Source organism: Pseudomonas sp. AK106 (assembly GCF_053903055.1).
The window spans coordinates 3,060,113-3,086,464 of record NZ_CP096426.1; the positions used below are offsets into that span (position 1 = coordinate 3,060,113).

The 26,352-nt window shown below is 63.4% G+C and carries 23 protein-coding genes and 1 pseudogene; 14 read left to right on the top strand and 10 right to left on the bottom strand.

Annotation, left to right across the window (positions count from 1 at the left end; all coding sequences use genetic code 11):
- Nucleotides 1-3 precede the first annotated feature (3 nt).
- Genes M1E04_RS13560 through M1E04_RS13580 form a run of 5 tightly spaced genes read left to right on the top strand, consistent with a single transcriptional unit; the run spans nt 4 to nt 4,783 of the window.
- The gene (locus M1E04_RS13560; RefSeq protein WP_037010374.1) at nt 4-798 is read left to right on the top strand and encodes an ABC transporter permease; all 795 of its coding nucleotides are present in this window, start codon (nt 4-6) and stop codon (nt 796-798) included.
- A 43-nt stretch (nt 799-841) separates the two neighbouring features.
- Nucleotides 842-1,132 (top strand): (2Fe-2S)-binding protein, encoded by a 291-nt coding sequence (locus tag M1E04_RS13565; RefSeq protein ID WP_456291500.1) that lies wholly within the window; start codon nt 842-844, stop codon nt 1,130-1,132.
- Nucleotides 1,129-2,541, top strand: coding sequence for an FAD-dependent oxidoreductase (locus tag M1E04_RS13570; protein WP_456291501.1), 1,413 nt, complete (start codon nt 1,129-1,131; stop codon nt 2,539-2,541). Before M1E04_RS13565 ends, M1E04_RS13570 begins: the two co-directional genes overlap by 4 nt.
- Nucleotides 2,538-3,734: an NAD(P)/FAD-dependent oxidoreductase gene (locus M1E04_RS13575; RefSeq protein ID WP_456291502.1), complete on the top strand. Its 1,197-nt coding sequence runs from the start codon at nt 2,538-2,540 to the stop codon at nt 3,732-3,734. Before M1E04_RS13570 ends, M1E04_RS13575 begins: the two co-directional genes overlap by 4 nt.
- Complete coding sequence (locus M1E04_RS13580; RefSeq protein WP_456291503.1) at nt 3,731-4,783, top strand: ABC transporter substrate-binding protein; 1,053 nt, start codon at nt 3,731-3,733, stop codon at nt 4,781-4,783. The genes M1E04_RS13575 and M1E04_RS13580 overlap by 4 nt, the downstream gene beginning before the upstream one ends.
- 2,077 nt (nt 4,784-6,860) lie before the next feature.
- Here the strand turns inward: M1E04_RS13580 and M1E04_RS13585 are convergent.
- Nucleotides 6,861-7,397 (bottom strand): GNAT family N-acetyltransferase, encoded by a 537-nt coding sequence (locus tag M1E04_RS13585; protein WP_192131325.1) that lies wholly within the window; start codon nt 7,395-7,397, stop codon nt 6,861-6,863.
- A 321-nt stretch (nt 7,398-7,718) separates the two neighbouring features.
- On the opposite strand from M1E04_RS13585, the gene M1E04_RS13590 reads away from it, so the two are divergent.
- Nucleotides 7,719-8,516: a CAP domain-containing protein gene (locus M1E04_RS13590; RefSeq protein ID WP_456293195.1), complete on the top strand. Its 798-nt coding sequence runs from the start codon at nt 7,719-7,721 to the stop codon at nt 8,514-8,516.
- A gap of 29 nt (nt 8,517-8,545) precedes the next feature.
- Here M1E04_RS13590 and M1E04_RS13595 read toward each other — a convergent pair whose 3' ends face one another.
- Nucleotides 8,546-9,265 (bottom strand): dienelactone hydrolase family protein, encoded by a 720-nt coding sequence (locus M1E04_RS13595; protein ID WP_192131321.1) that lies wholly within the window; start codon nt 9,263-9,265, stop codon nt 8,546-8,548.
- Between the two features lie 131 nt (nt 9,266-9,396).
- The gene (locus M1E04_RS13600) at nt 9,397-9,924 is read right to left on the bottom strand and encodes a sterol desaturase family protein (protein ID WP_192131967.1); all 528 of its coding nucleotides are present in this window, start codon (nt 9,922-9,924) and stop codon (nt 9,397-9,399) included.
- Between the two features lie 200 nt (nt 9,925-10,124).
- Here M1E04_RS13600 and ppnN point away from each other — a divergent pair, with 200 nt between their 5' ends.
- The 5 genes from ppnN to M1E04_RS13625 all read left to right on the top strand — a co-directional run bounded on the left by ppnN (nt 10,125) and on the right by M1E04_RS13625 (nt 18,449).
- A complete protein-coding gene (gene ppnN / locus M1E04_RS13605) occupies nt 10,125-11,498 on the top strand; it encodes a nucleotide 5'-monophosphate nucleosidase PpnN (protein ID WP_065991552.1) in 1,374 nt (457 codons plus the stop codon).
- 222 nt (nt 11,499-11,720) lie between these two features.
- Complete coding sequence (locus tag M1E04_RS13610; RefSeq protein WP_456291504.1) at nt 11,721-12,314, top strand: N-acetyltransferase family protein; 594 nt, start codon at nt 11,721-11,723, stop codon at nt 12,312-12,314.
- 81 nt (nt 12,315-12,395) lie between these two features.
- Nucleotides 12,396-17,330 (top strand): AvrE-family type 3 secretion system effector, encoded by a 4,935-nt coding sequence (locus M1E04_RS13615; protein ID WP_456291505.1) that lies wholly within the window; start codon nt 12,396-12,398, stop codon nt 17,328-17,330.
- A gap of 56 nt (nt 17,331-17,386) precedes the next feature.
- The gene (locus tag M1E04_RS13620; RefSeq protein WP_369318073.1) at nt 17,387-17,842 is read left to right on the top strand and encodes a type III secretion system chaperone; all 456 of its coding nucleotides are present in this window, start codon (nt 17,387-17,389) and stop codon (nt 17,840-17,842) included.
- A gap of 160 nt (nt 17,843-18,002) precedes the next feature.
- The gene (locus M1E04_RS13625) at nt 18,003-18,449 is read left to right on the top strand and encodes a CBS domain-containing protein (protein WP_065991548.1); all 447 of its coding nucleotides are present in this window, start codon (nt 18,003-18,005) and stop codon (nt 18,447-18,449) included.
- A gap of 83 nt (nt 18,450-18,532) precedes the next feature.
- Here M1E04_RS13625 and M1E04_RS13630 read toward each other — a convergent pair whose 3' ends face one another.
- From M1E04_RS13630 to M1E04_RS13640, 3 genes and pseudogenes are all read right to left on the bottom strand, one after another.
- Nucleotides 18,533-19,378 carry a methyl-accepting chemotaxis protein gene (locus M1E04_RS13630; protein WP_456293196.1) on the bottom strand — a complete coding sequence of 282 codons (846 nt, stop codon included), beginning with the start codon at nt 19,376-19,378 and terminating at the stop codon, nt 18,533-18,535.
- 75 nt (nt 19,379-19,453) lie between these two features.
- A pseudogene (locus tag M1E04_RS13635) lies at nt 19,454-20,539 on the bottom strand (cache domain-containing protein); the annotation flags it as partial.
- A 105-nt stretch (nt 20,540-20,644) separates the two neighbouring features.
- Nucleotides 20,645-21,331, bottom strand: a complete 687-nt coding sequence (locus tag M1E04_RS13640; protein WP_456293197.1) for a hypothetical protein — start codon at nt 21,329-21,331, stop codon at nt 20,645-20,647.
- A 294-nt stretch (nt 21,332-21,625) separates the two neighbouring features.
- On the opposite strand from M1E04_RS13640, the gene mltA reads away from it, so the two are divergent.
- Together mltA and M1E04_RS13650 are read left to right on the top strand one after the other, a co-directional pair.
- Entirely contained in the window at nt 21,626-22,783 is a 1,158-nt protein-coding gene (gene mltA, locus M1E04_RS13645) for a murein transglycosylase A (protein WP_192131965.1), read from the top strand.
- A 135-nt stretch (nt 22,784-22,918) separates the two neighbouring features.
- A complete protein-coding gene (locus tag M1E04_RS13650) occupies nt 22,919-24,130 on the top strand; it encodes an MFS transporter (RefSeq protein ID WP_456291506.1) in 1,212 nt (403 codons plus the stop codon).
- Nucleotides 24,131-24,203: 73 nt separating this feature from the next.
- Here M1E04_RS13650 and M1E04_RS13655 read toward each other — a convergent pair whose 3' ends face one another.
- Together M1E04_RS13655 and M1E04_RS13660 are read right to left on the bottom strand one after the other, a co-directional pair.
- Entirely contained in the window at nt 24,204-24,407 is a 204-nt protein-coding gene (locus M1E04_RS13655) for a DUF2934 domain-containing protein (RefSeq protein ID WP_456291507.1), read from the bottom strand.
- 205 nt (nt 24,408-24,612) lie between these two features.
- The gene (locus M1E04_RS13660) at nt 24,613-24,945 is read right to left on the bottom strand and encodes a DUF883 family protein (RefSeq protein WP_192131310.1); all 333 of its coding nucleotides are present in this window, start codon (nt 24,943-24,945) and stop codon (nt 24,613-24,615) included.
- A gap of 167 nt (nt 24,946-25,112) precedes the next feature.
- Here M1E04_RS13660 and pseH point away from each other — a divergent pair, with 167 nt between their 5' ends.
- Nucleotides 25,113-25,667, top strand: coding sequence for a UDP-4-amino-4,6-dideoxy-N-acetyl-beta-L-altrosamine N-acetyltransferase (pseH, locus tag M1E04_RS13665; RefSeq protein WP_296311577.1), 555 nt, complete (start codon nt 25,113-25,115; stop codon nt 25,665-25,667).
- 80 nt (nt 25,668-25,747) lie between these two features.
- On the opposite strand, the gene M1E04_RS13670 is transcribed toward pseH, so the two are convergent.
- Together M1E04_RS13670 and M1E04_RS13675 are read right to left on the bottom strand one after the other, a co-directional pair.
- Nucleotides 25,748-25,966 (bottom strand): hypothetical protein, encoded by a 219-nt coding sequence (locus M1E04_RS13670; protein WP_065991542.1) that lies wholly within the window; start codon nt 25,964-25,966, stop codon nt 25,748-25,750.
- 149 nt (nt 25,967-26,115) lie between these two features.
- A complete protein-coding gene (locus M1E04_RS13675) occupies nt 26,116-26,334 on the bottom strand; it encodes a hypothetical protein (protein ID WP_456291508.1) in 219 nt (72 codons plus the stop codon).
- Between the last annotated feature and the right edge of the window lie 18 nt (nt 26,335-26,352).

Here is a 26,352-nt window from a genome sequence, read left to right on the forward strand (position 1 = left end):
GCGATGTCCAAGAACGGTCCTCTGGCCCTGTCGTTTCATGCCCTGGTGGTGGTGTTCATGCTGGCGCCGCTGGTGGTGGTGTGCCTGGTGGCCTTCACCCCGGAAAACACCCTCAGCCTGCCGTGGCACGGGTTTTCCCTGCGCTGGTTCAGGGCGGTATTCGAGCGCGCTGATTTCATTCAGTCCTTCTACAACAGCCTGATCCTGGCGGTGGTCGCGGCCACCCTGGCGACGTTGATCGCCGTGCCGGCGGCACTGGCGATCACCCGCTACCGCTTTCCCGGCCGGGATTTTCTCAACGGCCTGTTCCTGTCGCCGATCATCATTCCCCATCTGGTGCTGGGGGTGGCGATGCTGCGCCTGTTCGCGCTGATGGGCGTGAACGGCAGTTTCGTCTGGCTGATGTTCGCCCACGTGGTGGTGATCACGCCGTACGTGCTGCGCCTGGTGATTGCCGCCTCCATCGGCATGGACCGCAGCGCCGAGCAGGCGGCTGAATCCCTCGGTGCCAGCCGCTTCACGCTGTTCCGCTTGATCACCCTGCCGATGATCCTGCCCGGCGTGGCCGGTGGCTGGCTGCTCGCGTTCATCAACAGCTTCGACGAAGTGACGCTGTCGATCTTCGTCACCTCGCCGTCGACCCAGACCCTGCCGGTGCGCATGTACGTGTACGCCACCGAATCCATCGATCCGATGATGGCGGCGGTGTCTGCGCTGGTGATCGCCCTGACGGCGGCGACCATGATCATTCTCGACCGGGTGTATGGGCTGGACCGTGTACTGGTAGGGAGGCATTGATGACTGTTCGGTTTACCCACCTTTGCCCGATGGAGCGCACGCCATGGCCTTGCTGAAACGACTGGCCGAACGCGACCGCGCCGTGCTGCCCTTCACCCTCGACGGCCAGCCGGTCAGCGGCTTGCAGGGCGATACCTTGCTCACGGCGGTGCTGACGGCAGAAGACTCATTGCGCGGCAGCGACTTCAGCGGCGAACCCCGGGCCGGTTTCTGCCTGATGGGCGCGTGCCAGGATTGCTGGGTGAAACTGGGCGACGGCCGCCGGGTGCGGGCCTGCTCGACGCTGCTCGAAGCCAATGTCTGCGTGACCCGCGAGCCGGGGCGCAGCCTATGAACGAGGCGAAAAACGGAGCCGTCAGCGAGGCCGTCAACGCGCCAGCGACCTCGGTTGCGAGCACGGTCATCGTCGGCGCCGGCCCGGCGGGAATTCGCGCGGCGCAGACGCTGCTTGCCCACGGTCTGCGCCCTTGTCTGCTGGATGAAAGCCTGCGCGGCGGCGGTCAGGTCTATCGTCGCCAGCCGGAGCAGTTCAAACGGTCGGCGAAGGCGCTGTACGGTTTCGAAGCGGGCAAGGCCGAGTCGGTTCACACCACCATCGATCAGTTGCAGGCTGAGATCGACTACCGTCCCGAGACGTTGGTGTGGAACGCCGAATCGCGCACCCTCGATACCCTGCACAATGGCCGCGCGGCGCAGGTCCCGTTCAAGCATCTGATCGTGGCCACCGGGGCCACCGACCGCATCCTGCCGGTACCGGGCTGGACATTGCCCGGCGTCTACAGCCTCGGCGCGGCGCAGATCGCGCTGAAGTTTCAGGGCTGCGCCATCGGTCAGCGCGTGGTCTTTGCCGGCAGCGGGCCGCTGTTGTATCTGGTGGCGTATCAATACGCCAAGGCCGGTGCGACGGTGGCGGCGGTGCTCGACAGCTCGCCCTTCTCCGCCCAGACCCGCGCCCTGCCCGCGCTGCTCGGGCAACCGTCGACGCTGGCCAAAGGGCTTTATTACCGCGCCTGGCTGACGGCCCACGGTGTCCCGGTGCATCAGGGCGTTCATCTGCATGACATTCAGGGCGAGCGACGGGTCAGCGGGGTCAGCTGGCAGCAGGGCAAGCAGCTCAAGGACCTGGCCTGTGATGCGGTCGCGTTCGCCCATGCCCTGCGCAGCGAAACCCAGCTGGCCGATCTGCTCGGCTGCGACTTCGCCTGGAGCGCGTTGAACCGTGCCTGGCTGCCGACCCGCGACGCCGCCGGACGCAGCAGCGTCGAGGGGGTTTATCTGGCCGGTGATAGCGCGGGCATCATGGGCGCCGACGCCGCCGAAATGGCCGGCGAACTGGCGGCCCTGACCTTGCTCGGCGACCTCGGCTACCGCATCGACCGCGCCCGCAGCATCGAATTACAGCGCCAACTGGCAGCCATCCAGCGGTTTCGCCAGGGGCTGGAAACCGCGTTCCCTTTCCCCGAGGACTGGGCGGCCAAGGCGCCGGACAGCCTGATCGTTTGCCGTTGCGAGGAAGTCAGCGCCGGCGAGATCCGCCAGACCGTGGCCGAGGGACATTGGGAGATTAACCGGGTCAAGGCCATGTGCCGGGTCGGCATGGGCCGCTGTCAGGGGCGCATGTGTGGGCTGGCCGCGGCGGAAATCGTCGCTCACGCGTCGGGCCGCGAGGTTGCCTGCGTTGGTCGATTGCGTGGGCAGGCACCGATCAAGCCGCTGCCGTTTGGCGTGGAGGCAGAACAATGAGCCAGCCCGTCGAGGTGGATGCGGTGGTGATCGGCGGCGGGATTGTCGGCGCCTCGGCGGCGCTGTTTCTCGCCCTGAGCGGCAAACGCGTGGCGCTGCTGGAAAGGGACTTTTTCGGCTCTCACTCAAGCGGCGTGAACTACGGCGGCGTGCGCCGTCAGGGCCGTCCGCTGTCGCAACTGCCGCTGTCCCGGCGCGCCCATGAAATCTGGGGTGACCTGCGCGCGTTCATCGGCACCGACGGCGAATACGTGCGCTCGGGCCATCTCAAGCTGGCCCGCAGTGACAAGGACATGGCCGCGCTGGTCGCCTATGAAGAGGCGTCCCGGGGATTCGGGATGCAGCTGCAGTTGCTCTACCACGCCCAGTTGCGCGCCCGCTTTCCCTGGGCCGGGGATGTGGCGGTGGGCGCCTCGCTGTGTGCTGAGGACGGCCATGCCAATCCGCGCCTCGTTTCTCCGGCGTTTGCCTTTGCTGCGCGCCGGGCCGGTGCGCAGACGTTCGAGCAGGCCCACGTCAGCGAGGTCAGCCATGACGGTCAGGCGTTTGTCGTGCGGACCGCCGATGATCAGTGCTTTCGTGGACCTTGGCTGCTCAATTGCGCCGGCGCCTGGGCGGCTCAACTGGCCCAGCAGTTCGGCGAACCGGTGCCGATGCGTGCGGGCCACCCGGCGATGCTGGTGACCGAACCGCTGCCGATGTTCATGGACGTCAGCACCGGCGTCGAGGGCGGCGGGATTTATGCGCGGCAGGTGGCGCGGGGCAATTGCGTGCTGGGCGGCGGTCAGGGTTTTCCGCTGGACCCGGCCACCGCGCGCCCCGGTCAGGCAGCGATTCTGGAGATCCTGCGCAACGCCGTTGAACTGTACCCGCCGCTGGCCGGTGCCCAGGCCATTCGCACCTGGAGCGGCACCGAAGGTTATCTGCCCGACCGCGAACCGGTCCTGGGTGCCAGTTCCACGCAACCCGGTTTACTGCACGGCTTCGGCTTTGCGGGATCGGGCTTTCAGATCGGTCCGGCGGCGGGCGAGGCGCTGGCGCAAATGGTCTGTGCCGGTGCGTCGAACATCGACCTGACGCCGTTCTCGATCACACGCTTTCAATCGCAACCGCACATTTCATCGCCTGCCATCGTCGTGCCGTCCGGCACCGATCACGTCATTCCATTGCTCAGAGGAAGGTCGAACCCATGACTCATATGAAACGTGTTGCCCTGACTGGCTTGTCTTGCCTGCCGTTTGCCGTGTTTGTTGCTTCGATGCCCGTACAGGCCGAACCGACGCTGTACCTGGGCATGAACGGCGGCACCATGGAGCGCTTGTACGCCGACAACGTGCTGCCGGCATTCGAGAAGGCGAACAACGTCAAGGTGGTGATCGTGCCGGGCACGTCCTCGGACATCCTCGCCAAGGTTCAGGCCAGCAAGGACAATCCGCAGATGCACGTGATGTTCCTCGACGACGGCATCATGTACCGCGCCATTTCCATGGGCCTGTGCGGCAAGCTGAATCCGAGCGCGAGCCTGGCGGACATCCCGGCCAAGGGCAAGATCAAGGAAGAAGCGGTGGCCGTCAGCCTCGGTGTCACGGGGCTGGCGTACAACACCAAGATGTTCAAGGACAATGGCTGGAGCGCGCCGACGTCCTGGGCCGACATGGCGGACCCTAAGTACAAGGAGAAGCTGGTGTTCCAGTCGCTGGCCTCTTCTACGTTCGGGCTGCACGGTTTTCTGATGTTCAACCGGTTGCAGGGCGGCAACGAAACCAACGTCGAGCCGGGTTTCAAGGCGTGGCCGAAGACGGTGGGGCCGAACGTGCTGGAGTACATCGCCAGTTCCGCGAAGATTTCGGAGATGGTGCAGACCGGGGAAGCGGCGCTGTTCCCGCTGACGCCGACCCAGGTCACCGCGCTCAAGCTCAAGGGCGTGCCGGTGGATTACGCGCCGCCGAAGGAAGGCGGTGTGGTGTTGAACGTGGCCGAATGCACCATCGCCAACAACGACCAGCCGGAACTGGCGCAGAAACTCGCGGCTTTCCTGCTGACCCCGGAAGCCCAGGCGCCGGCCCTGGAAATGGGCGACCAGATCCCGTCCAACCCGAAAACCCCGACCACCGACAAGACCCGTGGCCAGGTCGAAGCCATGAACAAATACCTGGAAACCGCCGTGACCATCGACTGGGATCAGGTCAACCAGGTCCGCCCGGAATGGAACGCCCGCTGGAGCCGCACGATCGAGCGCTAGGTGGTTAAAGCAGGGCCGCGATGCATATGTAGGACCGGCTTTAGCCGGGAAAGCGTCGGTAGGCCATACCGCAAAATGGATGGCGCACATACTGGCCTCTTCCCGGCTAAAGCCGGTCCCACTAACCGACCGCGATCCAACAGTGTGACCGGCGTCAGCCGGGAAAGCGTCGGAAGCCATACCGCGAATTGGAAGTCGTACACACTGGCCTCTTCCCGGCTAAAGCCAGTCCCACTAACCGACCGCGATCCAACAGTAGGACCGGCTTTAGCCGGGAAAGCTTCGGAGGCCGCGCCACAAATTGGATGGCGCACACACTGGCCTCTTCCCGGCTAAAGCCAGTCCCACTAACCGACCGCGATCCAACAAAGGGACCGGCTTCAGCCGGGAAGACGTCGGTAGGCGCACTGCAAAATTGTGGGTATGCACACCGGCCTCTTCCCGGCTGAAGCCGGTCCCACTAACCGACCGCGATCCAACAGTAGGACCGGCTTCAGCCGGGAAGGCGTCGGAGGCCATACCGCAAATTGGATGTCGCACGCACTGGCCCATTCCCGGCTAAAGCCAGTCCCACTGACAGACCGCGATCCAACTGTGGGACCGGCTTCAGCCGGGAAAGCGTCGGAGGCCACACCGCAAATTGGATGGCGTACGCACTGGCCTCTTCCCGGCTAAAGCCAGTCCCACTAATCAACCGCGATCCAACAGTAGGACCGGCTTCAGCCGGGAAAGCGTCGGAGGCCACGCCACAAATTGGATGGCGCACACACTGGCCTCTTCCCGGCTAAAGCCAGTCCCACTAACCGACCGCGATCCAACAGTGGGACCGGCTTCAGCCGGGAAGGCGTCGGAGGCCACGCCACAAATTGGATGGCGCACACACTGGCCTCTTCCCGGCTAAAGCCAGTTCCACTAACCGACCGCGATCCAACAGTAGGACCGGCTTTAGCCGGGAAGGCGTCGGAGGCCATACCGCAAAATGGATGGCGTACGCACTGGCCTCTTCCCGGCTAAAGCCAGTCCCCCTGACAGACCGCGATCCAACAGTGGGACCGGCTTCAGCCGGGAAAGCGTCGGTAGGCACACTGCAAAATTTGTGGGTATGCACACCGGCCTTTTCCCGGCTAAAGCCAGTCCCACTGACAGACCGCGATCCAACAGTGGGACCGGCTTCAGCCGGGAAGGCGTCGGAGGCCATACCGCAAACTGGATGGCGCACACACTGGCCCATTCCCGGCTAAAGCCGGTCCCACTAATCAACCGCGATCCAACAGTGGGACCGGCTTCAGCCGGGACGGCGTCGGAGGCCGCGCCGCAAATTGGATGGCGTACGCACTGGCCTCTTCCCGGCTAAAGCCAGTCCTACTGACAGACCGCGATCCAACAGTGGGACCGGCTTCAGCCGGGAAGACGTCGGAGGCCACGCCACAAATTGGATGGCGCACACACTGGCCTCTTCCCGGCTAAAGCAAGTCCCACTAACCGACCGCGATCCAACAAAGGGACCGGCTTCAGCCGGGAAGACGTCGGTAGGCGCACTGCAAAATTGTGGGTATGCACACCGGCCTCTTCCCGGCTGAAGCCGGTCCCACTAACCGACCGCGATCCAACAGTAGGACCGGCTTCAGCCGGGAAAGCGTCGGAGGCCATACCGCAAATTGGATGTCGCACGCACTGGCCCATTCCCGGCTAAAGCCAGTCCCACTAACCGACCGCGATCCAACAGTGGGACCGGCTTCAGCCGGGAAAGCGTCGGTAGGCCATACCGCGAATATGGTGGCGCACACACTGGCCTATTCCCGGCTAAAGCCAGTCCCACTAACCGACCGCGATCCAACAGTGGGACCGGCTTCAGCCGGGAAGACGTCGGAGGCCATACCGCAAACTGGATGGCACACACACTGGCCTCTTCCCGGCTAAAGCCAGTCCTACTAACCGACCGTGATCCAAAAGTGGGACGGGCTTTAGACGGGAAAGCGTCGGTAGGCGCACTGCAAAATTGTGGGTATGCACACCGGCCTCTTCCCGGCTAAAGCCAGTCCCACTAACCGACCGCGATCCAACAGTGCGCCCGGCTTCAGCCGATCTCAGACCCGGAACGCCGCAAATCGCACCACATGTGCACCTTCGACACATACTGCTCTCCCACCGCCACCGCATACGGCTCCACCCCAAACGGGACAAAGCCCATCCGTTCGTATAGGCCCTGCGCGCCGCGGTTACCGTCAGTGACGGTCAACTGGACCAGCAACAGCGGTGGCTGGCTACGGGCGTAGGCCAACACGCTGCTGATCAGGTCGTGGCCAATGCCTTTGCCGCGATGGGCGTGGGGAACGTACATCCCGAACAGCGTGGATTTGTGGCGGGCTTTCCTTCTGGTTTCCAGGGACAGGCCGGCAACCCCCAGCAAACTGCCTGATTCAACGGCGCCAAACACCACCTCTTTCGCGTCAGGCCCGACCACAAGCCGCTTTTCCCACCAACTGATCGGCAAGGCTTCGCGCTCGGCGACGTCGGAGGTAAACGCATCAGGATGGAGGGCGTACGCTTCAAGCATCAGGGCTCGATACGCCGAGGCATATTCCGGGGTCAGTCGCTGAATGGTTGTGGTCATTGATGTCACATCGCAAGGTCGAGCGCTGATTATGTGGCTCAGCCGGTGTGACGACTACCGCCCGCGCGCAGATTCAACAAACGCCCTCTCCCTTCGCGCCCGTTCAGTCACGCATCGGCGTGCAGCATGCGGCGAAACACCGGGTTTTCACGCCGGCTATTGCAAAAACCCTGCTCATCGCTGCAACCTCCACGGTTTGTGCAGCTCAGACTAATCGCGACAGGTAAAATCGCGCACCGTGGGCGCGTCAGTTCGAGGGAGATTTCCATGCGTTTCAGATCATTCATCCAGTGTCTCGCTGTTGTGCCCCTGGCACTGCTGATGGCAGGGACGGCCGTGGCCGGCGAAGAAACGCAGCTGATCCAGTCAATCAATACCTACCGCAGCCAGGCGCAGCCCTGCGCCAATGTGGCGTCGACCGAGCTGCCGCCACTCAACAGCGACCCGCGCCTGAACCTGCCGGCCAGTGGCACGGTGGACCTGCAGCCGATGCTGGCCCGGGCGTCGTATCCGATGGTCAGCGTCCAGGCGATCACGCTTTCGGGCCCGCGCGACGCGCAAGCGGCGATGGCCGCCATTCAGGAAAGTTTTTGTCAGGTGGTGCTCAATCCGCAGTTCGTCGACATCGGCGTCAGCCGCAACGGCCGCGACTGGCGCATCGTGCTGGCACGTCCGCTGCTGGCGGGCGGGTTGGGTAATGCGCAGGCCGAGGGCCAGAAACTGCTGGGGCTGATCAATGAAGCGCGCAAGCAGCCGCAGCAATGTGGCGCCCAGTCGTTTCCTGCGGCCGCGCCGCTGGTGTGGAACGACACCCTGATGAGCGCAGCCGAGAGCCACTCGCGTTCCATGGCCAACAACAATTATTTTGATCACAAGGGTCGCAATGGCGGGACGCCGGGGGACCGTGCGGAGCTGGCCGGGTACATCGGCCAGCAGATCGGCGAGAACATTGCCGCCGGCCAGGACAACGCGCGCAAGGTGGTCGAAGGCTGGCTCGCCAGCCCCGGCCATTGCGCCAACCTCATGAACCCGCAGTTTCATGACCTGGGCGCTGCCTACGCCACCGACCCGAAAAGCGACGCCGGTATTTACTGGACGGCGCTGTTCGGGGTGCAGTAACGCTAGCAGCTACTCAAGCGCCGCTCTCTTCAACCCCACAGCGTGCGGCCGAAGAACGTCAGCGTGCGGTCCATGGCCAGCTGCGCCCACACCGGGTCGTATTGCGTGCCCGGAATCCGGCCAGGGCCGACGGCTTCTTCGTTGGCAAAGGCGTGGTGGGCCAGGTAGCGGTGGAATTCCAGGTCCACGCCGCCTTCGCTGAGTTTGGCTTCGAGCTGATCGACGCCGTCCGCCGGGAAGAACTCATCCTGGGTGCCCCAATGCGCCAGTACCGGCACCTTGATCGCCGCAGGGTCGAGGAATTCCAGCGGCGGCATGCCGTAGAACACCACGCCGGCAGACAGTTCGGGGATGAAGTTCAGCGCCAACAGGGTCAGCGCGCCGCCCATGCAAAAGCCGGTGACGCCGACTTTCTGGCTGTGGCCCTTGAGGTATTGCACGGCGCCGCGGATGTCCTGGGTGGCGGCGTCGGCGAAGTCGAGTTTGTCCATCAGGTGATGGGCTTCTTCTTCCTCGACCGTCATTTCGCCACGGTACAGATCAGGCACCAGCGCCAGATAGCCCGAGGCGGCAAGCCGATCGGCCACGCCACGGATCTGGTCGTTCAGGCCCCACCATTCCTGAATCACCACCACGGCCGGTGCGCCGTCGGTCTTGGCCGGGCTGGCCAGGTAGCCACTCAACTCTTTGCCGTCGGGGCGTTTGAAGGTGACGGTCTTGCCCGTTGCCTGTGTCGATGCTTGAGTCATGGGGTTCTCCGGAGAAGGAATTCGCGTTGATTAACAGCGTGAGACGACTGACCGTCAGTGCTACGACAGCAACACGACGCGCAACAGCGTGACGCACGTGAAACTAATGACCGGTCCGGCGTGGAGTCCGTTCAGCCGTTCTGCAGATCCGTGCCCATGGCCGCGCCGGCGCTGTCTCGACAACGCTCGTCACGGGGGGCAGAACGATGATCGCGCAGCTGGTGTTTCAGCGTCGCCGCCGAGGGCGCATAAAGGAAGCCGAAGGACACGCTGTTGCGTCGGCCTTTCACCGCGTGATGCATGAGATGCGCGTGGTAGAGGCGTTTGAGGTAGCGGCTGCGCGGCCGTGGTCGCGCAGGCCAATGACGATGGACCATGCCATCGTGAATAAACACGTAGAGCAGACCGAACGCCGCGACGCCGGCGCCCACCCATTGCAGCGGGTCATGGCCGCTGTTGCCGGCAACGATCAGCGCGATCGCCACCAGGGCCAGGGCCAGCAGATAGAGGTCGTTGGTTTCGAACGCGCCGAGCTGTTCTTCGTGGTGGGACTTGTGCAGGAACCAGCCCCAGCCGTGCATCACGTACTTGTGGGCGAGGAAGCCGACCCCTTCCATGGCGACAAGGGTCAGGAGAAAAATGATGAAGTTGAAGATCATAGCGTCGGGAGGGCCGATGGGTCTGGGCGTCGAGGAGCAGCATACCGGGGTCACGGGAAATTTCCAGATTCGCGCTCACAACGTTTGCTTTCCTGACCAACCGATGTAAAAAATGGCCCCATGGGTGAGCGTCTCGAACGCTTACTGTATTCGTGCCCTGCCCCCTCGCGGCGGCCGGCACCGCTCTCAAGGAATCAAGAATGGCTCCAAGACACGTCATCAACGCTTCGGTCAGCCCCAAGGGCAGCCTGGAAACACTGTCCCAACGTGAAGTCCAGCAGCTCAGCGCCGCAGGCTCCGGCAGCATTTACACCCTGTTCCGCCAGTGCGCCCTGGCCATCCTCAACACCGGCGCCCATGTCGATAACGCCAAGACCATCCTGGAGGCTTACCAGGACTTCGAAGTGCGCATCCACCAGCAAGACCGTGGCGTGCGCCTCGAACTGCTGAACGCCCCGGCCGACGCCTTCGTCGACGGCGAGATGATTGCCAGCACCCGGGAAATGCTCTTCAGCGCCCTGCGCGACATCGTCTACACCGAGAGCGAGCTCGACAGCCAGCGCATCGACCTGAGCAGCTCCCAGGGCATCACCGATTACGTTTTCCACCTGCTGCGCAATGCCCGCACCCTGCGCCCCGGCGTCGAACCAAAGATGGTGGTGTGCTGGGGCGGCCACTCGATCAACACCGAAGAATACAAATACACCAAGAAAGTCGGCCACGAGCTGGGCCTGCGCAAACTGGACATCTGCACCGGTTGCGGCCCTGGCGTGATGAAAGGCCCGATGAAAGGCGCGACCATTGCCCACGCCAAGCAGCGCATCACCGGCGGCCGTTACCTGGGCCTGACCGAGCCGGGCATTATCGCGGCCGAAGCGCCGAACCCGATCGTCAATGAGCTGGTGATCCTGCCGGACATCGAGAAGCGCCTGGAAGCCTTCGTCCGGGTCGGCCACGGCATCATCATTTTCCCGGGGGGCGCAGGCACGGCGGAGGAATTCCTCTACCTGCTCGGCATCCTCATGCACCCGGACAACCAGGACCTGCCGTTCCCGGTCATCCTGACCGGCCCGAAAAGCACCGCGCCGTACCTGGAGCAGCTGCACGCGTTCGTTAGCGCCACCCTGGGCGAAGAAGCGCACAAGCATTACCAGATCATCATCGACAACCCGTCGGAAGTGGCACGGCAGATGACCCTTGGCCTGGCTTCCGTGCGCCAGTTCCGCCGCGACCGTGCCGACGCGTTCCACTTCAACTGGCTGCTGAAGATCGAAGAGAGCTTCCAGCGTCCATTCGACCCGACCCACGCCAACATGGCCAGCCTGCAGCTGCGCCGCGACCTGCCGCCCCACGAACTGGCCGCGAACCTGCGCCGGGCGTTCTCCGGGATCGTGGCGGGCAACGTCAAGGACAAGGGCATTCGCCTGATCGAAGAACACGGCCCGTATGAAATCCACGGTGACGCCGAGGTGATGCAGCCGCTGGACAAGCTGTTGCAGGCCTTCGTCGAGCAGCACCGGATGAAGCTGCCGGGCGGCGCGGCGTATGTGCCGTGTTATCGGGTTGTGTCTTAACGGAGCTTGGCCTGAGGCCACCCTTCAGGCATGACACTGCATCACCCTTGTGGGAGCCCAATTGTGGGAGCGAGCTTGCTCGCGAACAGGCCCGGTCGGCCAACGCTTCTCTGGCGGCAGTGATGCCGCCTTCGTGAGCAAAGTGGAGCGCCACCCCGGTCACTCCCACAGGTAAGTCATCACGCGCACAACCTGCCCCTCCCCGAATTCCGGAACCGACCCATGATCCACATCCGCCCCATGACCGCCGATGACTTCGCGGTCTTCTGGCCCACCTTTCAGGCCGTGGTCCGGGCCCAGGAAACCTACGCCTACGCCCCCGACCTGACCTGCGAGCAGGCCCGGCACCTGTGGCTGGAATACCCGCTGCACACGTTGATCGCCGAGGAAGACGGCGTGCTGCTCGGCAGCTATTACCTCAAGGCCAACGCGGCAGGCCCCGGCAGCCATGTCAGCAACTGCGGCTACATGGTCACCCCGGCCGCGCGGGGTCGTGGCGTCGCGCGCCTGATGTGCGAGCACTCCCAGCAACTGGCGCTGGACAGCGGCTTCTCGGCCATGCAGTTCAACTCCGTGGTGGCCACCAATGAAGTCGCCGTTGCGCTCTGGCAGAAACTCGGGTTTGAGACCGTCGGCCGTCTGCCTCGCGCTTACCGCCATGCCCGGCTCGGGCTGGTGGACTGCCTGGTGATGTACAAATGGCTGGCCGACATGCCGGCCTCGCGCAAAGCCAAGAGCCCGTTGCTGATCGGCCGCAAGAACATCGAATCGGTCATCTCCCGCCCCCGGCGCAAGCCCTCTGACGGGCCTGCCTGATCTTTTCAGAAAATCGGGAACCACCCTCCGCCCTGACGCCACTCACCCCGCCAAGCACTCACTTGCATGGACGGCGTCAGCATGGCTTTACCTCCAGTGTTCCGTGGTCATACCACCAGTGTCGGCACCACCCACCTGAACCCAGCTGCAGCACCCGGAACCGGAACCGGCCCCACGCAGCGCAAAAACGTGCTGGCGCGCATGGCCACTGCCAGCCGGTCAACGCTGCAGAAAAGCCGCCACTTCGCAGGCGGTCTGTTCAAGGCCCGACCGGGGGATGCCTCGTCAATTCCCCGCAGCACGGCCGCTGCAAACACCCCGCAGACCGCGCTCGCCCCCCATGCGGCGCCGGCTTCAACAACGGCAGCTGCATCAGCCACGCCACAAGCGAACGCGCCCGTGCCGCCAACCGGCCCGACACCCAGCGCTCCGACGGCAGCCCAGCCACCAGCCAACGCCCTGACACCCCGGCTGAGCATGGCGCTGCACAATCAACGACTGACCTTTGGCGGCACCGACCAGCCCAACCCCACCGAGCGGTTGCTCGAAGGCATTCTGAGCAAACACGATCAGCGTTATCAGGACCTTGCGCCGCTCAATCAGGACGCGCAGAAAGCCGAATACCTGATGGTCGACAGCCAGAACCGGCTGCTCCACGCCCATGCCAGCGATATCGCCATTTCACTGTTCAAGAGCAGTGAGAACCGCGTCGCCTCCGCCAGCGACGGCAAGAAAATGGCGATGCCCACCGATGCCCATCGCGCGCAGATCACCGGCGTGCACAAGGACGCGAACAACACCGCCTGGCGTATTCACGAAAATAAGTTGTACGCGTTGCATGGGGGCCAATGGCAGGAGAACACCCAGGGAGCAACGCTGAAAACCTTGCACAACATTGGCGGCGGCAACCTGTTGGGGCTCAACGACGAAGGCAAGGTGTACGAGCTGAGTGATCTGACCAAGTCGCTGGATTTCACAGAAAAGGTCACGGCCCTCGGACGCTCCACCGCCGGTGCACTGATGGCGCTCAGCGAAAACGCCTCAGGCAACCAGTTACTCCAACTGCGCAACGGGCTTGGCGCCGACCGCCATGATGCGTTCCCGCTCATTACCCCCACCGGCACGGATAACGACGCGGCCATGAAAGCCAAATCCGTGGCGCTCATCGGTGATCGTCTGCTGGCGACGACAGCCTCGGGCGAACTCCTGGAGGCGCATTTGCCGACCGCTGAAGCGCAACAAAACAACCTCCTCGTGAATGAGCTCACACTGCAGAAAGTGCGCCCCTCGCCCGCCCTGCAGACGGCCTTTGGTCACCACACCGTCAGCGGCTTTTTTCATGACGAAAAAAACCTGCTGCACGCCACCGTCAAGGACCAGCAAGGCGTAGAGCACAGCGCATCGTGGGATCAGGCAAAACAGGACTTCGTGCCTGGCTGGGTCATGGCGCCGCTGGTCATGGATCGTCAGCACGGCTTGCCCGTCCTGACCCCTGACGCCGCCACGCAGATTCAGCTGCCGCGCGGCAAAATCGCCCTCTACGAGCAGAAGCGCTCATCGCGGGTCCAGGCACCGCGCGGCGAATACGTCCGTCCTCTCGACAAGCGGTTAGTGCACAACCCGCCCGTTGAAGAATTGAAAGAAACCATCGAAAAGACGCTGTTGGTGCAAGACCCGCGCACCGACGAATGGAAGAAGACCAGCGAAAAGGACATCAAAGCGCTGCAGGCTGGCCAGGACGGCTTCGCTTACCTCATCGACAAGGATGGCAAGCTCAAACAGCTGAAAGTGGCGCCCCAGGCCGCCGCCCATGAAATGGGGCGCGGCGCCGACCTGGCCCTGCAAGGTCGCGGGACTGAAGCCAAGGGCACCGCCCTGCGCGGCGCCGAGGGTGTGGTCGCCGACAAACTGGCCGTGCAGAACGATCAGAACTTCATGACCCTCAGCGGCGGCAAACTGCGCCTCCACGACCAGAACGGTGAACGCGCGGTACTGCCACAGCCACCCGGCACGGGCGACATCCAGGCGATCAGCACCGGCGGCAAGCACTGGTTCGCCCTGCGCGGCGGCGCAGTGTTCCAGCTGAGCGGCGACGAGGCCAACGCTCGAAGGCTCAATCCTCAGCGGACCTGGCAAGCGGTTCAGGGCCCGACCACCCCACCGGGGACCGTTCTTCAGGACCTGCGCCCCAATCACGATGGACGTTTGCTGGCCACCACCAGCGCCGGAGAATTCGTCAAAACCGCAACCGGGTGGGAAGCCGCCGCACCCGCACCGGCGCGCCCGAGCAATGACCATGCGGCCTTCAATCGGCTGGCGGCGGCCGAGCCGGAAACCCTGCGCAGAGGCTCGGCCAAGGTCACCGTCAACGTGATGGGCAGTAACAACATCGAGAGCATGAAGGCCAAGCAGTACGCCCCTGCCTCCCTCCGGCAGAATTACCTTACCTCCCATCTTTCGCTGACCGGCGCGGTAAAAGTGCCTGCCGACAGCCTCCAGCACGCCTGGAAAGGCCGCGAAGGCCTGAAGCCGATCTACACCGAAGAAACCGCGCTGCTGCGCGAGCTGAGCACCCGCGCGGCTGCGGCGACCGGCGCGGCGACCGGCACACCGCCGCGACCCATGGCTGCGCGTATCAATGAGCTGGCGCCTCGCCTGTCACCTGAATCGAGCGAGCTGGCGGAGCTGTTCAACTGGTTCCAGACCAGCGTCACCGAAGACCTGCAGAAGACGCTGCGCGAACTGGCCCAGGACGAAGGCGCGTTGCTGAAAAATGGCGCGATCAATCCGGCCTTCCAGGGCAAGCCGCGCAACAATGACATGCTGCCGCAAGTGGCCAGCGTCCTTCGTGACAGCGGCATCGACAACGCTCACGAACTGGGGCAGCTGCTCACCAAGCTGAAGAACGCGCATTTCACGCTGGAGCGGCGCAACACCCAATCGCCGCTGGATGGCTCTCGCACCCAAGGCGATAACCAGGCCCTGCTGCGCGCTCGCCTGGCGCTGGACGTCAAGGTGCTCAACGACATCAGCGCCGCCCTCGACGGGTTCGCCAATGAAGTGAAGAAACCGGGGGCGAAGGATTTCGACACCATCGCCACAGCGCTGGCCACCTTGCACAACGACGCCTACGAAGGCAGCCCGGTGAAGCGCTACACCGATGCCGGCTTCCGTGACCATGCCTCCCTCGAAGCCAGTTACGACGCCACCAAGAACCTGCTCAAGCACTTGCGCAAGGACAACCACCCGCTCAAGCGCAACGTGCTGCAAGGGCTGCAGACCCCTGCCGGCCCGAATAACGCCGCTGTCATGCTCGCCCTGACCGAGGCGCTCCAGAATCTGGAGCCTCGAGAAAGCCTCAAGCTGAACCGCAATTACGGCGGCGGCGTCACCGGCGGCGTCGCGGGGCCGGCCGAGCCCGCGTTCCTGGGTTTTCGCGGCAATATCGATCCAGAGCGGACCTACGGCCTGACCTTCACCCGATTCGACCGCGGCCTGAAGGTGTCGATGAGTCGCGAAGGCGCGATCAGCGGCACAGGAAGCTTCGGTTTTGGTGGCGGCAAAAGTGACACCAAAACCACGCCCGGCGACAGCCACGCCAACCTCCAGACCAACGGCGGCTGGTTCGGCGGCAGCCTGGACGCCAAGTACAAGTATGCCAACAGCACGGCGCTGAGCTTTTTCATTCGCGACGACGAAATCGATGATTTCATGATTGACCTGATGCAGACGCAACTGGCCAGCAGCAAGCGCCCGGCGCAGGGAGGCCTCAAACCCATGGCGTTGATGGATCGCGGCGTCGAGAAGGAAGTGCGCACCACGGGCAAGCACGCGTTCGACCTGGATGCCGGGGTCAACCTTGAATCCCGGACCAACAAGGGCCGCACCGATGCCGAACCCGTTGCCGGCTTCATGCGCTTCGGCGCCGGCCTGCTGGGAACCGTGTCATTGCTCAGCGCCGAACGGGAACGCACCGAGGGCCACGGCAGCGACGGCCTGCACGCCGACGTCTATAGCAGCAACCGCGCGCGGTTCCTCGAAAAAGGCTCGGTGACCGGCTACGCGCGGATGTTCAGCACCGTCTTTACGTCGCGCCCCAGCAACCTGTTCGTGGCCGGCGGCGCCCCCTTGGGCGTCAGCGCGACACTGGCGTTCGACAACAAGACCGGCAAGAGCTACGACGTGCGCTTCAAGAACGCCCTGCCGCTGCGAACCGCAGACGTCAAAACCCTGGGTGACACACTGGAGAAGGCCTTCCCCGGCATGAGCAAGAATCCGTCGCCCGCCGGCAAGCCTCCTGAGAAGGTGCTGCAGGACCTCAAGGACAAATACCTGAAGGCCACGTCAGACGAGAACGACGCGCAATACGCCGCGCGCCAGAGCCTGCGCCAGCTCGACCGGCAGAACACCGCTGCCAGCCAGGGCTCCAGCCTGATGTCGCTGATGGACATGGTGGTCAAACACAACAACGTCAACCGGCTGGATCAGGCCGCGCCCTCCAAGCGGCAGATCGACCGCGTCAAACAGATGCTCGGCCGTGACTGCAACCCGGGCAACGCCGAGCGGATTCACGAAATGATGAGCGCCGACCCGCAGCTCAAAGGCCTGCTCGATGCGATGAAGGACAGCAAGGGCACCACTCGCGCCGAAATCAAGCTTGAGGTCCGCGACGACGTCAAAGAGCGCATCGAGGACGGCGCATTGAGTGGACGGCTGACCGACGCGGTGCTCAAGGACATACTCGGCGACAAGAACAATCTGCGCATCAAGAGCATCGCGGTCTTCAAGACCGCCGCGAAAGAAGACGCGTTCGGCACGCCGTTCCCCTTTGTCAGCTTCAAGAGCGGCAGCGCGCTGAGCATCGAACGCCTCATGGGTGAAGTCACCTTCGACTACGGCCCTGACCAGAGGAACCCGAAAAAGGCCACGGCCGACGGCGCCATCGCCGACCGTGGCGACTCGCAGCCCGCCCACGAGCTGGGCCAGGCTGGCAATGGCGCTTTCCGGCCGCGCTAGGCCGCCGCGCCCGCTCCTCTATTGATCGAATCGCCCCCCCGTACAGGACACCGCAAATGATGAACACAACGACACACGCAGACGCCTGCATTCAGGCACTGGGCAAACGACTGGGCACCGCCTTGCAACTCGAAAACGGCGTGTGCGCGCTGTTCGATGAGGGCCGCGAAGTGGTGATCATCGAGGTGCCGACGGCGGGAGACGTCGCGATTCTGCATTGCAAACTGTCGCTGCGCCCCGACCCGAGCCTGTATGAGCGGCTGATGAGGCTCAACTTCGACAGCGGCGCCATGAGTGGCTGCTGGCTGGCCCTGGATGAGCAACAGGCGGTTCGCCTGTGCACGCAACTGCCGCTCAAGGCACTGGACGAGATGACCTTCGTGGACTGGGTGCAAGGGTTCGTGCTGCAGACCCGTGACGTTGCCGGTCTGCTGCAGCAGCGCGCGGCATCGCCGGCAAAAGCACCGATGCATGGGCAGGGACAGGGCGGCCTGTCGCGGCGGATCGGCTAAGCTCGCGCCAGCCCACCGACGCGGCCACGGGAAATCGGGGCGGTGACGCTTTCAGGGCCGGGCATGGCGCTTTCAAACTTGCCGGAATGCCATCTCTCGACGATTCTCTATGCACGGCCGGATTGGCCGTGCTCACAAGAAACGCGCCGGAGAGGCCAGCATGACGACCGTAGCCGAACTACTGAAGTTGAAAGATCCGCACCACGCTGACGTCCACACCGTCGGGCCCGGGGAGATGGTCCTCGAGGCGATCAAGCTGATGTCCGAAAAGAACATCGGTGCTGTCCCGGTGGTGCGCGACGGCAAGGTGGTCGGCATCGTCAGCGAGCGGGATTACGCCCGCAAGATGGAGCTCAAGGGTCGCGCTTCGGCCGGGACCCCGGTCAGCGACATCATGACCCACGACGTACAGACCGTGGGTTCGCAGCACACCGTCGAGCACTGCATGAACATCATGACCGACCGCCGCCTGCGCCATTTACCGGTGGTGGACGAAGGCCGGCTGATCGGTTTGCTGTCCATCGGCGACCTGGTCAAGGCGGCCATTGCCGAACAGGCCAGGCTGATCGAGAAAATGCAGGAATACATTCGCGGCGAAAGTTACTGAGCCCAGACACCTTCTGCGCCCCACAAAAAAGCCGGCGCTTTTTGGGCTCCGGCTTTGCTTTGCGCGAGTGAATGGATCGCCGGTTAGCGAACCTTGAAGCGATCGATCATCGCCACCAGCCGCTCGTTGGACGCCATCAGCGCCTCGACGCTGGTGTCGGTCTGCTGACCACAGCCCACCAGTTCACCGACCATGTGCCGAATGGCGATCATGTTCTGGTTGATCTCCTCGGTCACCGCGCTCTGCTCCTCTGCCGCCGTTGCAATGTGCGCGCTCAGGTCATGGATGCGCAGCACCGAACCGGCCATCCCGTCCAGGCCTTCGTTGACGCGGGACGTACGGTCGGCCGTCGACTGGCAACTGACCTTGGTTTTCTCCATCGCGCCCACCGCAGTGCTCACGCCCTGTTCCAGCCGCGCGAGCATCTCGTTGATCTCCGATGTGCTCTGCTGGGTACGACCGGCCAGCGCCCGCACTTCGTCGGCCACCACCGCAAAGCCTCGGCCCTGCTCACCCGCCCGCGCTGCTTCGATGGCCGCGTTGAGGGCCAGCAGGTTGGTTTGCTGGGCGATGCCGCCGATGACACCGAGCACATCGGTGATGCGTTTGGCGTCGACCTGCATTTCCTGAACGTACTGGGTCGCTTCTTCGACCTCGGCCACCAGCGCCCGCACGCTGACCGACGCTTCGTCGACGACGTCCCGGGAGCGCTGCGCGGCATCGTTGGCCGATTGAGTAAAGCTCGCCGTCTGCGTAGCGTTCTCGGCGACGCTGTCGGCGGTGGCGCTCATCTCGTTGATCGCGGTCACCGCCTGATCGGTTTCCGAGGCGTGGCGGTTGAGGATCTGGTTGATGTTGCGCGACTGATCCTGCAATTGCACCAGCCCGGCAGAGATCTGCTCGGTGCCGCTGCGCACCTCGACAATCATCGCTTGCTGGAAGGCGATGAACTTGTTGACCGAGTGGCCGACAGCGTCCAGTTCATCCTCGCCCTTGATCGGAATGCGACGGGTCAGGTCGGCCTCACCCGAAGACAGCGCGTCGATGTTGGTGCGCAGAACGGTCAGCCGTGCCAGCAAGCGATGGAAGGCAAAGCCCAGCACCACCAGCAACAGAACAACCAGTGGAATCTGCAACCACCCCAGGGTCTTCAGCACTTCGGTGCTGCTGGCGGTGAGCATGGCGGTTGGCAACGAGGTGGCGATCATCCACGGCGTGCCCACCACAGGGCGCAGGAAGAAGGTCAGGTCACCCAGTTGCGGGTCGATGTATTCCCGGGAATACACAGCGTCGCCAGAGACCTTGCCCAGGCCGTCCTGAATGGCCTTGGCGAACATCGACTGGCCGCTGAAGCCGGCGACGTTCTTGAGGATGATTTCGCCGGGAATGCGGCTCTGGTTGGTCAGGATCTTGCCGTCGCGCTCGACGATCATCACCTGACCCTGAATGTCTTTTTCCTTGTCCTGGATCAGGCCGTTGAAGAAGCCCAGGGTGACGTCGATGGTCGAAACGCCGTAGAGCGCGCCATCTTTGTAGATGCCCATCGCGCAGTTGGTGCGCGGTTGCGGGCTGGCTTCGTCCTGATAGGCCGCCGCCCAGGCGCATTTGCCCTTGGGTGCGTTCTGCCCGGCGCGGTGCCATGGCTGTTCCCAGTAGTTGGGCGCAGGGTCGGAGTTCCAGAACGTGCTCACCACCAGCTGGCCACTGCCGTCACGGTGGAAAAACGAGCTGTGTTTGTTGCGCCCCGGGGTGCGCTTGTCCGGCATCGGCCAGACGCCGCCGCCGAAGACTTTCTGATCGCCGTACTGATCGACCAGGCCTGGCAGCACAGTGTCGATGCCATCACTGTCCAGCAGCGGAACCGCCTGGGTGATCGCCCGGGACTGAGCCTCTACGCGCGCCAGGTCCGAAAGAATTCGCGTGCCGATCTGGTCCACCTGGCTCAGCACCACTTTTTCCTGGGTCTCTCGCACCTTGGGCGTGACGAAATGTACGATGCCCTGCTCGGTGAGCACTGCGATGACCACAATCAAGGTCACAAATATGACCGTATAGCGCGCCTGCACTGTTTTGAACATCGTCGACCCCATGCCATGAATTTTATAGTTGTTTTTTGCGGACTCCTGAGGAGCTATCGACCGCAAGCCGACAAGGATGAGGGATAGCGCAAAGGTTTTTTCCGGCACAGCGGGGCGTCATTGCACCGGGAGGAAATTCAGGAACAGCAGGCTCTGGGCGTAATTCAAACCGATGCGTCTATATCGCTCGTCGAGCATCTGGGTGAGCAGGTCCAAGCGCGCCACGATCTTGCCGAACTCGGTGGCGAAACTGAGGTTGCTGCCCTCCTCCGAAATCTCGTTGGAGAACAGCAGCAGCTCGCCATTGGCGTTCTGCCGCTGGCTCAGCAGCCAGGTGGCCTTTTCGATATTGCGCGCAGCATTGTTGACGAACGTCGGGTTGACCTGGTCGGTCATGAAGAATTCGAGGCGCCCGCCGTGGGCCGTGACCAGCATGCTGCCAATGGCATAAATGAACGCGCCGACGCGATCGCCAAGGAATTCAGGGCTCAGGGCGTAGCTCAGCGCTGCCAGGTCACGTCGCGTGCCCAACTGCGGCAACGGCTTCTTCTGCTCGATGGCCTGCCGCACGTTGCGTTCGGCCGCCGCGGCATCGACGAAGCCGGACTTGCGCCACTCGCCAGGGTTGCGCAGGTAGAGTTTGTTCATCAGCAAGTAAAGGCTGTCTAGGTTGTCTTGCATGGCCAGTGTCGCCATGCGGTCCACGCTGGTCTGGAAGAACTCCTGGGGCCGCGTCTCGCTGAACTGCGTGGCGACATCCTGGCCGTCCTGGCGCGTACACCCGGCAGCGCCGAGCCCAAGCATGCACAGGGCAAACAGCGGGCGCAGGCGTCGGCAAACGGATAAAACAGAAAACACGGCGAGCATCAATCCCAAGCTTTAACGAACGGGACGCCGCGTCTATCGCCGCGTCCTGGCCATGGTCAGAACGGCCCACGGCGAAAAAGTGCAATATCGGGGGCAAATTCGCAGCGCGTCCAGGGCGATTGGGCCGCCATGTGAGCTTTCATGCAAATGATTCCCTCATCCATTTGACGCAGCCCTTCGCTTTCACCAAGCTAGCCGCCTTCGCATGATTTTCAGGAAACACCCCGCGTGATGACCACAAGCCTGCACTGGCGCCGTTTCGTATTCTGCCTCGCCCCACTGATCGCCCTGCTCGCTGCCTGCGACGGCGGCGCGCCGAAGACCAAGCCCTCCGAAGCGACGACCTACGTCAGCGTCGAGTGGGACAAACTGCCGGCGGTGAACGACACCGACCTGATGGCGGGTTACAACAGTTGGTTCTCGGCGTGCAAACGCCTGGCCAAGGACCCGGTCTGGGGCGGCACATGCGCCCTCGCCGCCCAAGTGCCGCAGAATCCTGCGGCGGTGCGCGACTTTCTCAAGAATCAGCTGCAGGTCTACAGCCTGCGTTCCTCCGAGCACGGCGCCAACGGGCTGATCACCGGCTATTACGAGCCGATCTATAAAGGCAGCGAGCAGCGCAATGACGCGCACCCGGTGGCGGTGTATGGCGTGCCCGATGACCTGATCATCGTCAACCTCGACAGCATCTATCCCGAGCTCAAGGGCAAGCGCCTGCGCGGGCGCCTGGATGGCCGAGTGCTGCGTCCCTACGACGACGCCGCCACCATTGGCACCAAAGGCGCCAGTGCCCCCGTGCTGGCCTGGCTGGAAAACCCCATCGACCTGCAGTTCCTGCAGATCCAGGGATCGGGTCGGGTTCAGCTGGAAAGCGGCCGTCAGCTGCGCATCGCCTACGCCGATCAGAATGGCTACCCGTACAAGCCGATTGGCCGCTGGCTGGTGGAGCAAGGCCAGTTGACCAAGGACGAAGTGTCCATGGGCCGCATCCGCGACTGGGCGATTGCGCACCCCGAACGCGTCAATGAACTGCTGGGCAGCAACCCGAGCTACGTGTTCTTCACCCTGCGCCCGGACAGCACCGAAGGCCCGCGCGGTTCGCTGAATGTGCCGCTGACCGCTGGTTACAGCGTGGCGATCGATCGCAAGGTGATCCCCCTCGGCAGCCTGTTGTGGCTGTCCTCGACCCGCCCCGACGGCACGCCGCTGGTGCGCCCGGTAGCGGCGCAGGACACCGGCGGCGCCATTGCCGGCGAAGTCCGCGCCGACATGTTCTGGGGTACCGGTGACGCGGCGGGCGAACTGGCCGGCAACATGAAACAGCAAGGCCAGATCTGGATGCTGTGGCCCAAGGGTGCCGCCCTGCCCGACACCAAACCCAAAGACTGATCGAACTGAACCGCCGACTGATGCGCCACCCGCGTCACCCGGCGTCACTTCAGGGTTGAGTCATTCCCGGGTTGAACTGAAATCGGTTTCAAGTATCACAGCATGCTTCTTCCCGGAAACCCTTCTCGATCTCCCATGAATACCTCCCACACCCCGCATGATTTCAACATGGGCTGGCTGCTGTTCGCCCTCGCCATGGGCGCCTTCGCCATCGGCACGACCGAATTCGCCTCAATGACCCTGCTGCCGTTCGTTGCCGGTGACTTTCAGGTCACCCAGCCGCTGGCCGGGCATGCCATCAGTGCCTACGCCCTGGGCGTGGTCATCGGCTCGCCAGTGATCATGGTCCTGGGCGTCAGACTGCCCCGCCGGGCCTTGCTGGTGGCCCTCGCCGCTTTCATCGGAATCGCCAACGCGTTGAGCGCCGTCGCCCCTTCGCTGCCATGGCTGGTGTTTTTCCGCTTTCTCAGCGGTTTCCCCCATGGCGCCTACTTTGGCGTGGCGATGCTGCTGGCCGCGTCCCTGGTGCCGAAGAATCGCCGTGCTCAAGCGGTCTCCCGCGTGTTCATGGGGCTGACCATCGCCACCATCATCGGCGTGCCGTTCGCCACCTGGATCGGCCAGACCATCGGCTGGCGCTGGGGCATGGCCATCGTCGCCGGCCTCGCCGCGATCACCGCGGTGCTGATTCGCTGCCTTGCGCCCGCTTCCCCTGCGGATACCGACGCCAGCCCGTTGCGCGAACTTAACGCACTGCGCTCGCGGCAGGTGTGGCTGACACTGGGCATCGCCGGCATCGGCTTCGGCGGGATCTTCTGCGTGTACACCTATCTGGCGGCCACGCTGATCGACGTCACCCACGCTTCGGCTTTCATGATTCCGGTGGTGATGGCGGTGTTCGGTCTGGGCACGACGGTGGGCAACCTGGTTTGTGGCTGGGCCGCCGACCGCGCCACGATGCTCGCCGCTGGCGTCTCGCTGGGCTTCACTGCGCTGGTGCTGGCGCTGTACCCGTCGGCGACCGACAACCTCTGGCTGCTCATTCCGCTGGTGTTTTTCATCGGTTGCGGCGTCGGCCTGGCGGCGATCCTGCAAACACGCCTGATGGACGTTGCGCCCCATGCGCAATCCCTGGCGGGTGCGCTGGTGCAAAGCGCGTTCAATGTCGCCAACGCCATCGGCCCGTTGGTGGGCGGGGTGGTCATTGCGGCGGGCTACGGTCTGCCGGCCACGGGCTATGCCGCAGCGGCATTGACGCTGGGCGGTCTGGGCATGTGGTATTGGGCGCTGATGGATGCGCGGCAGGCGGATCGCCGTGTTGCACGGCAAGCCTCAGGGTCGGTCTGAAGCGGGTAGCTGTTTGATACGAGGTCGATCCGAGCTTCGCCCCGGCACTGCGCCTGGGCGAGCTCTCGACCTGTCACGGGTTGGGGTCAGCCTCATCGGGCGACGGGAACAACGTATCGACCTTGTGCTTGCTTGAAGTGCGGACCGGCGCCATGGCAGCGGACTCCGCCAGGCGTGTGGCCATTTCCCAATGACGGGACTCCTGCCCTTCAGGCTTGCCTTCGGTCTCCCAGATCAACTGGGCCAACTGACGAACAGTTTCTTCGTCGACATTCATGCGTATCCCCCATTTATGCTTTCGCAAGACATTGGCCGGCGCCAGAGCGGTGCCGAATCCATCGTCAGCTACGGTACCCGCCATGAACAGTACCAGCCGATAACGAGGGTAAATGACGGGCGTGCACGCGCCGGCGAACGCAAGCCGGCCGCTGGTCGGACTTAACGGATCCACCGGAAATCGACGGCGAACCACGATGGCCCCCTCAATCCCTGTTGCGTTTGAGCAACAGGCTGGCCACCAGGCCCAGGCCCGCTGCAACACCGACGGCCGCCCACGGATGGGTGGTGACGTAGGATTTCGCGTTACCCACCGCACGGGTCAGCGCAGGTTGGGCGTCCATTTCGATCTCGGTCACCGCACTGGTGCCGCGGGCCAGAAAATCCTTCAGCCGCTCACGGGCCTGAGTAGTGCGGTCCTCATTCAAGGCATCCCCTGCCGCCAGCAAGGCATTGGTCTCGTCGAGAAAAGTGTTCAGCTCGGAACGGGTTTTCTGATAAAGATCGTCACGCAGTTTTTCAGTGATATCGCTTGCCATAATATTTTGCCTCCTGGGTGTGAGAAAGGTTGACTGAAACGCCAATCGATTCGTTCCAGACAGTTTGAAAAAACCCCTCCATGCGGCGCGGCACGTGATCAAGCACTGCTGGCCGCGCAGACCGGACAGGGACTCAACAGCCGTATGACGCGTTCAAAAGGGAATCCATGAAAGTAGTGCCGATCCTTGAGCTGCCCGTCGAGCAGCAAGCCCGTGTGCGGCAACTGCGCAATCAGCCCGACGTGCGCAAGTTCATGTACACGGACCATGAAATCAGCGAAGCCGAGCACCTGAACTGGCTTGAGGCACTGCGCTCAAGCTCCCGGCAGCAGGTCTTTGTCGTTGTGCTTGAAGCCGCACCGGTGGGGGTTGTGTCGCTGAGTGCCATCAACCGTACCCACGGCACGGCAGAGTGGGCCTTCTACCTCGACACCACGCTGCAGGGCAAAGGCCTTGGCAGTCAGGTGGAGTTATGGCTACTCGATTACGCGTTCGGTGCCGCAGGGCTGGAGAAACTCAACTGCGAAGTGCTCGAGATCAACCCGGCGGTGATCAAGATGCATCAGAAATTCGGCTTCGTGGTTGAGGGAGTAAGGCGGGAGCACATCGTGCGCGATGGCAAGCGGATCGGCGCGGTGCTGCTGGGTATCACCAAACGTGAGTGGCAGGCGCAGCGGCCCAGGGTGCTGGCCGCGGTGGAACGAATTGCGGGGCGTCGTTAGCGCAGTGTGCAGAGGTGCGCGCCCATGCTGAGTCTGATGCGGGCGGTACTGTTTGCAGATCAGGTCTTCGCAGATGCAGATCAGGCGATGTTCAACAGCCGAACCGCCGGGCGCTCATCGGCTTTGCAGTACAAATAATCGCGCCATTTTCTAAAGGCGCTCTGCTGCCGGACGAAAGCCTCTTCCCATTGCACGCCGCCGATGTGCTCGACGGGGATAGACATCATCTGCTCGGTCGCCTGATCCAGCTCGCTGATCAGGTCGAGTGCGTTGGGAATGTCGTGGATCTGAGGTCTCATCCGGGGCACCTTATTTTTTGATTAATGAATGGAGTGCCCAACCCCTTGATAGTGCGCGCGTTCCGACGAGTGGCTATTTTGTGTAACAAACCGTTCGAGCTGTAAGAAAAACCCCACACAATGGTGGGGTCTGATGAATCCGGGCAGGTTTAGCGGTTGCCCGAAGAGGACGCCTCGTCTTCATCGACGGGAGGATTGTCAGGAATCTCCATGTCATCCAGCCCCTTGTTTCGGGCTTCGCTTGCCGCGTCTTCACCCTGCCGGGCTGACTCGGTATCCGCGTGGGTGTCGGGATAAATCTCTTCTTCGCTGCCCGGCTCGGCAGGACCCTGATACGCGTTATCCGGCCCGTTGTCTTCGATACCCATGATGACCTCCAGTACGAG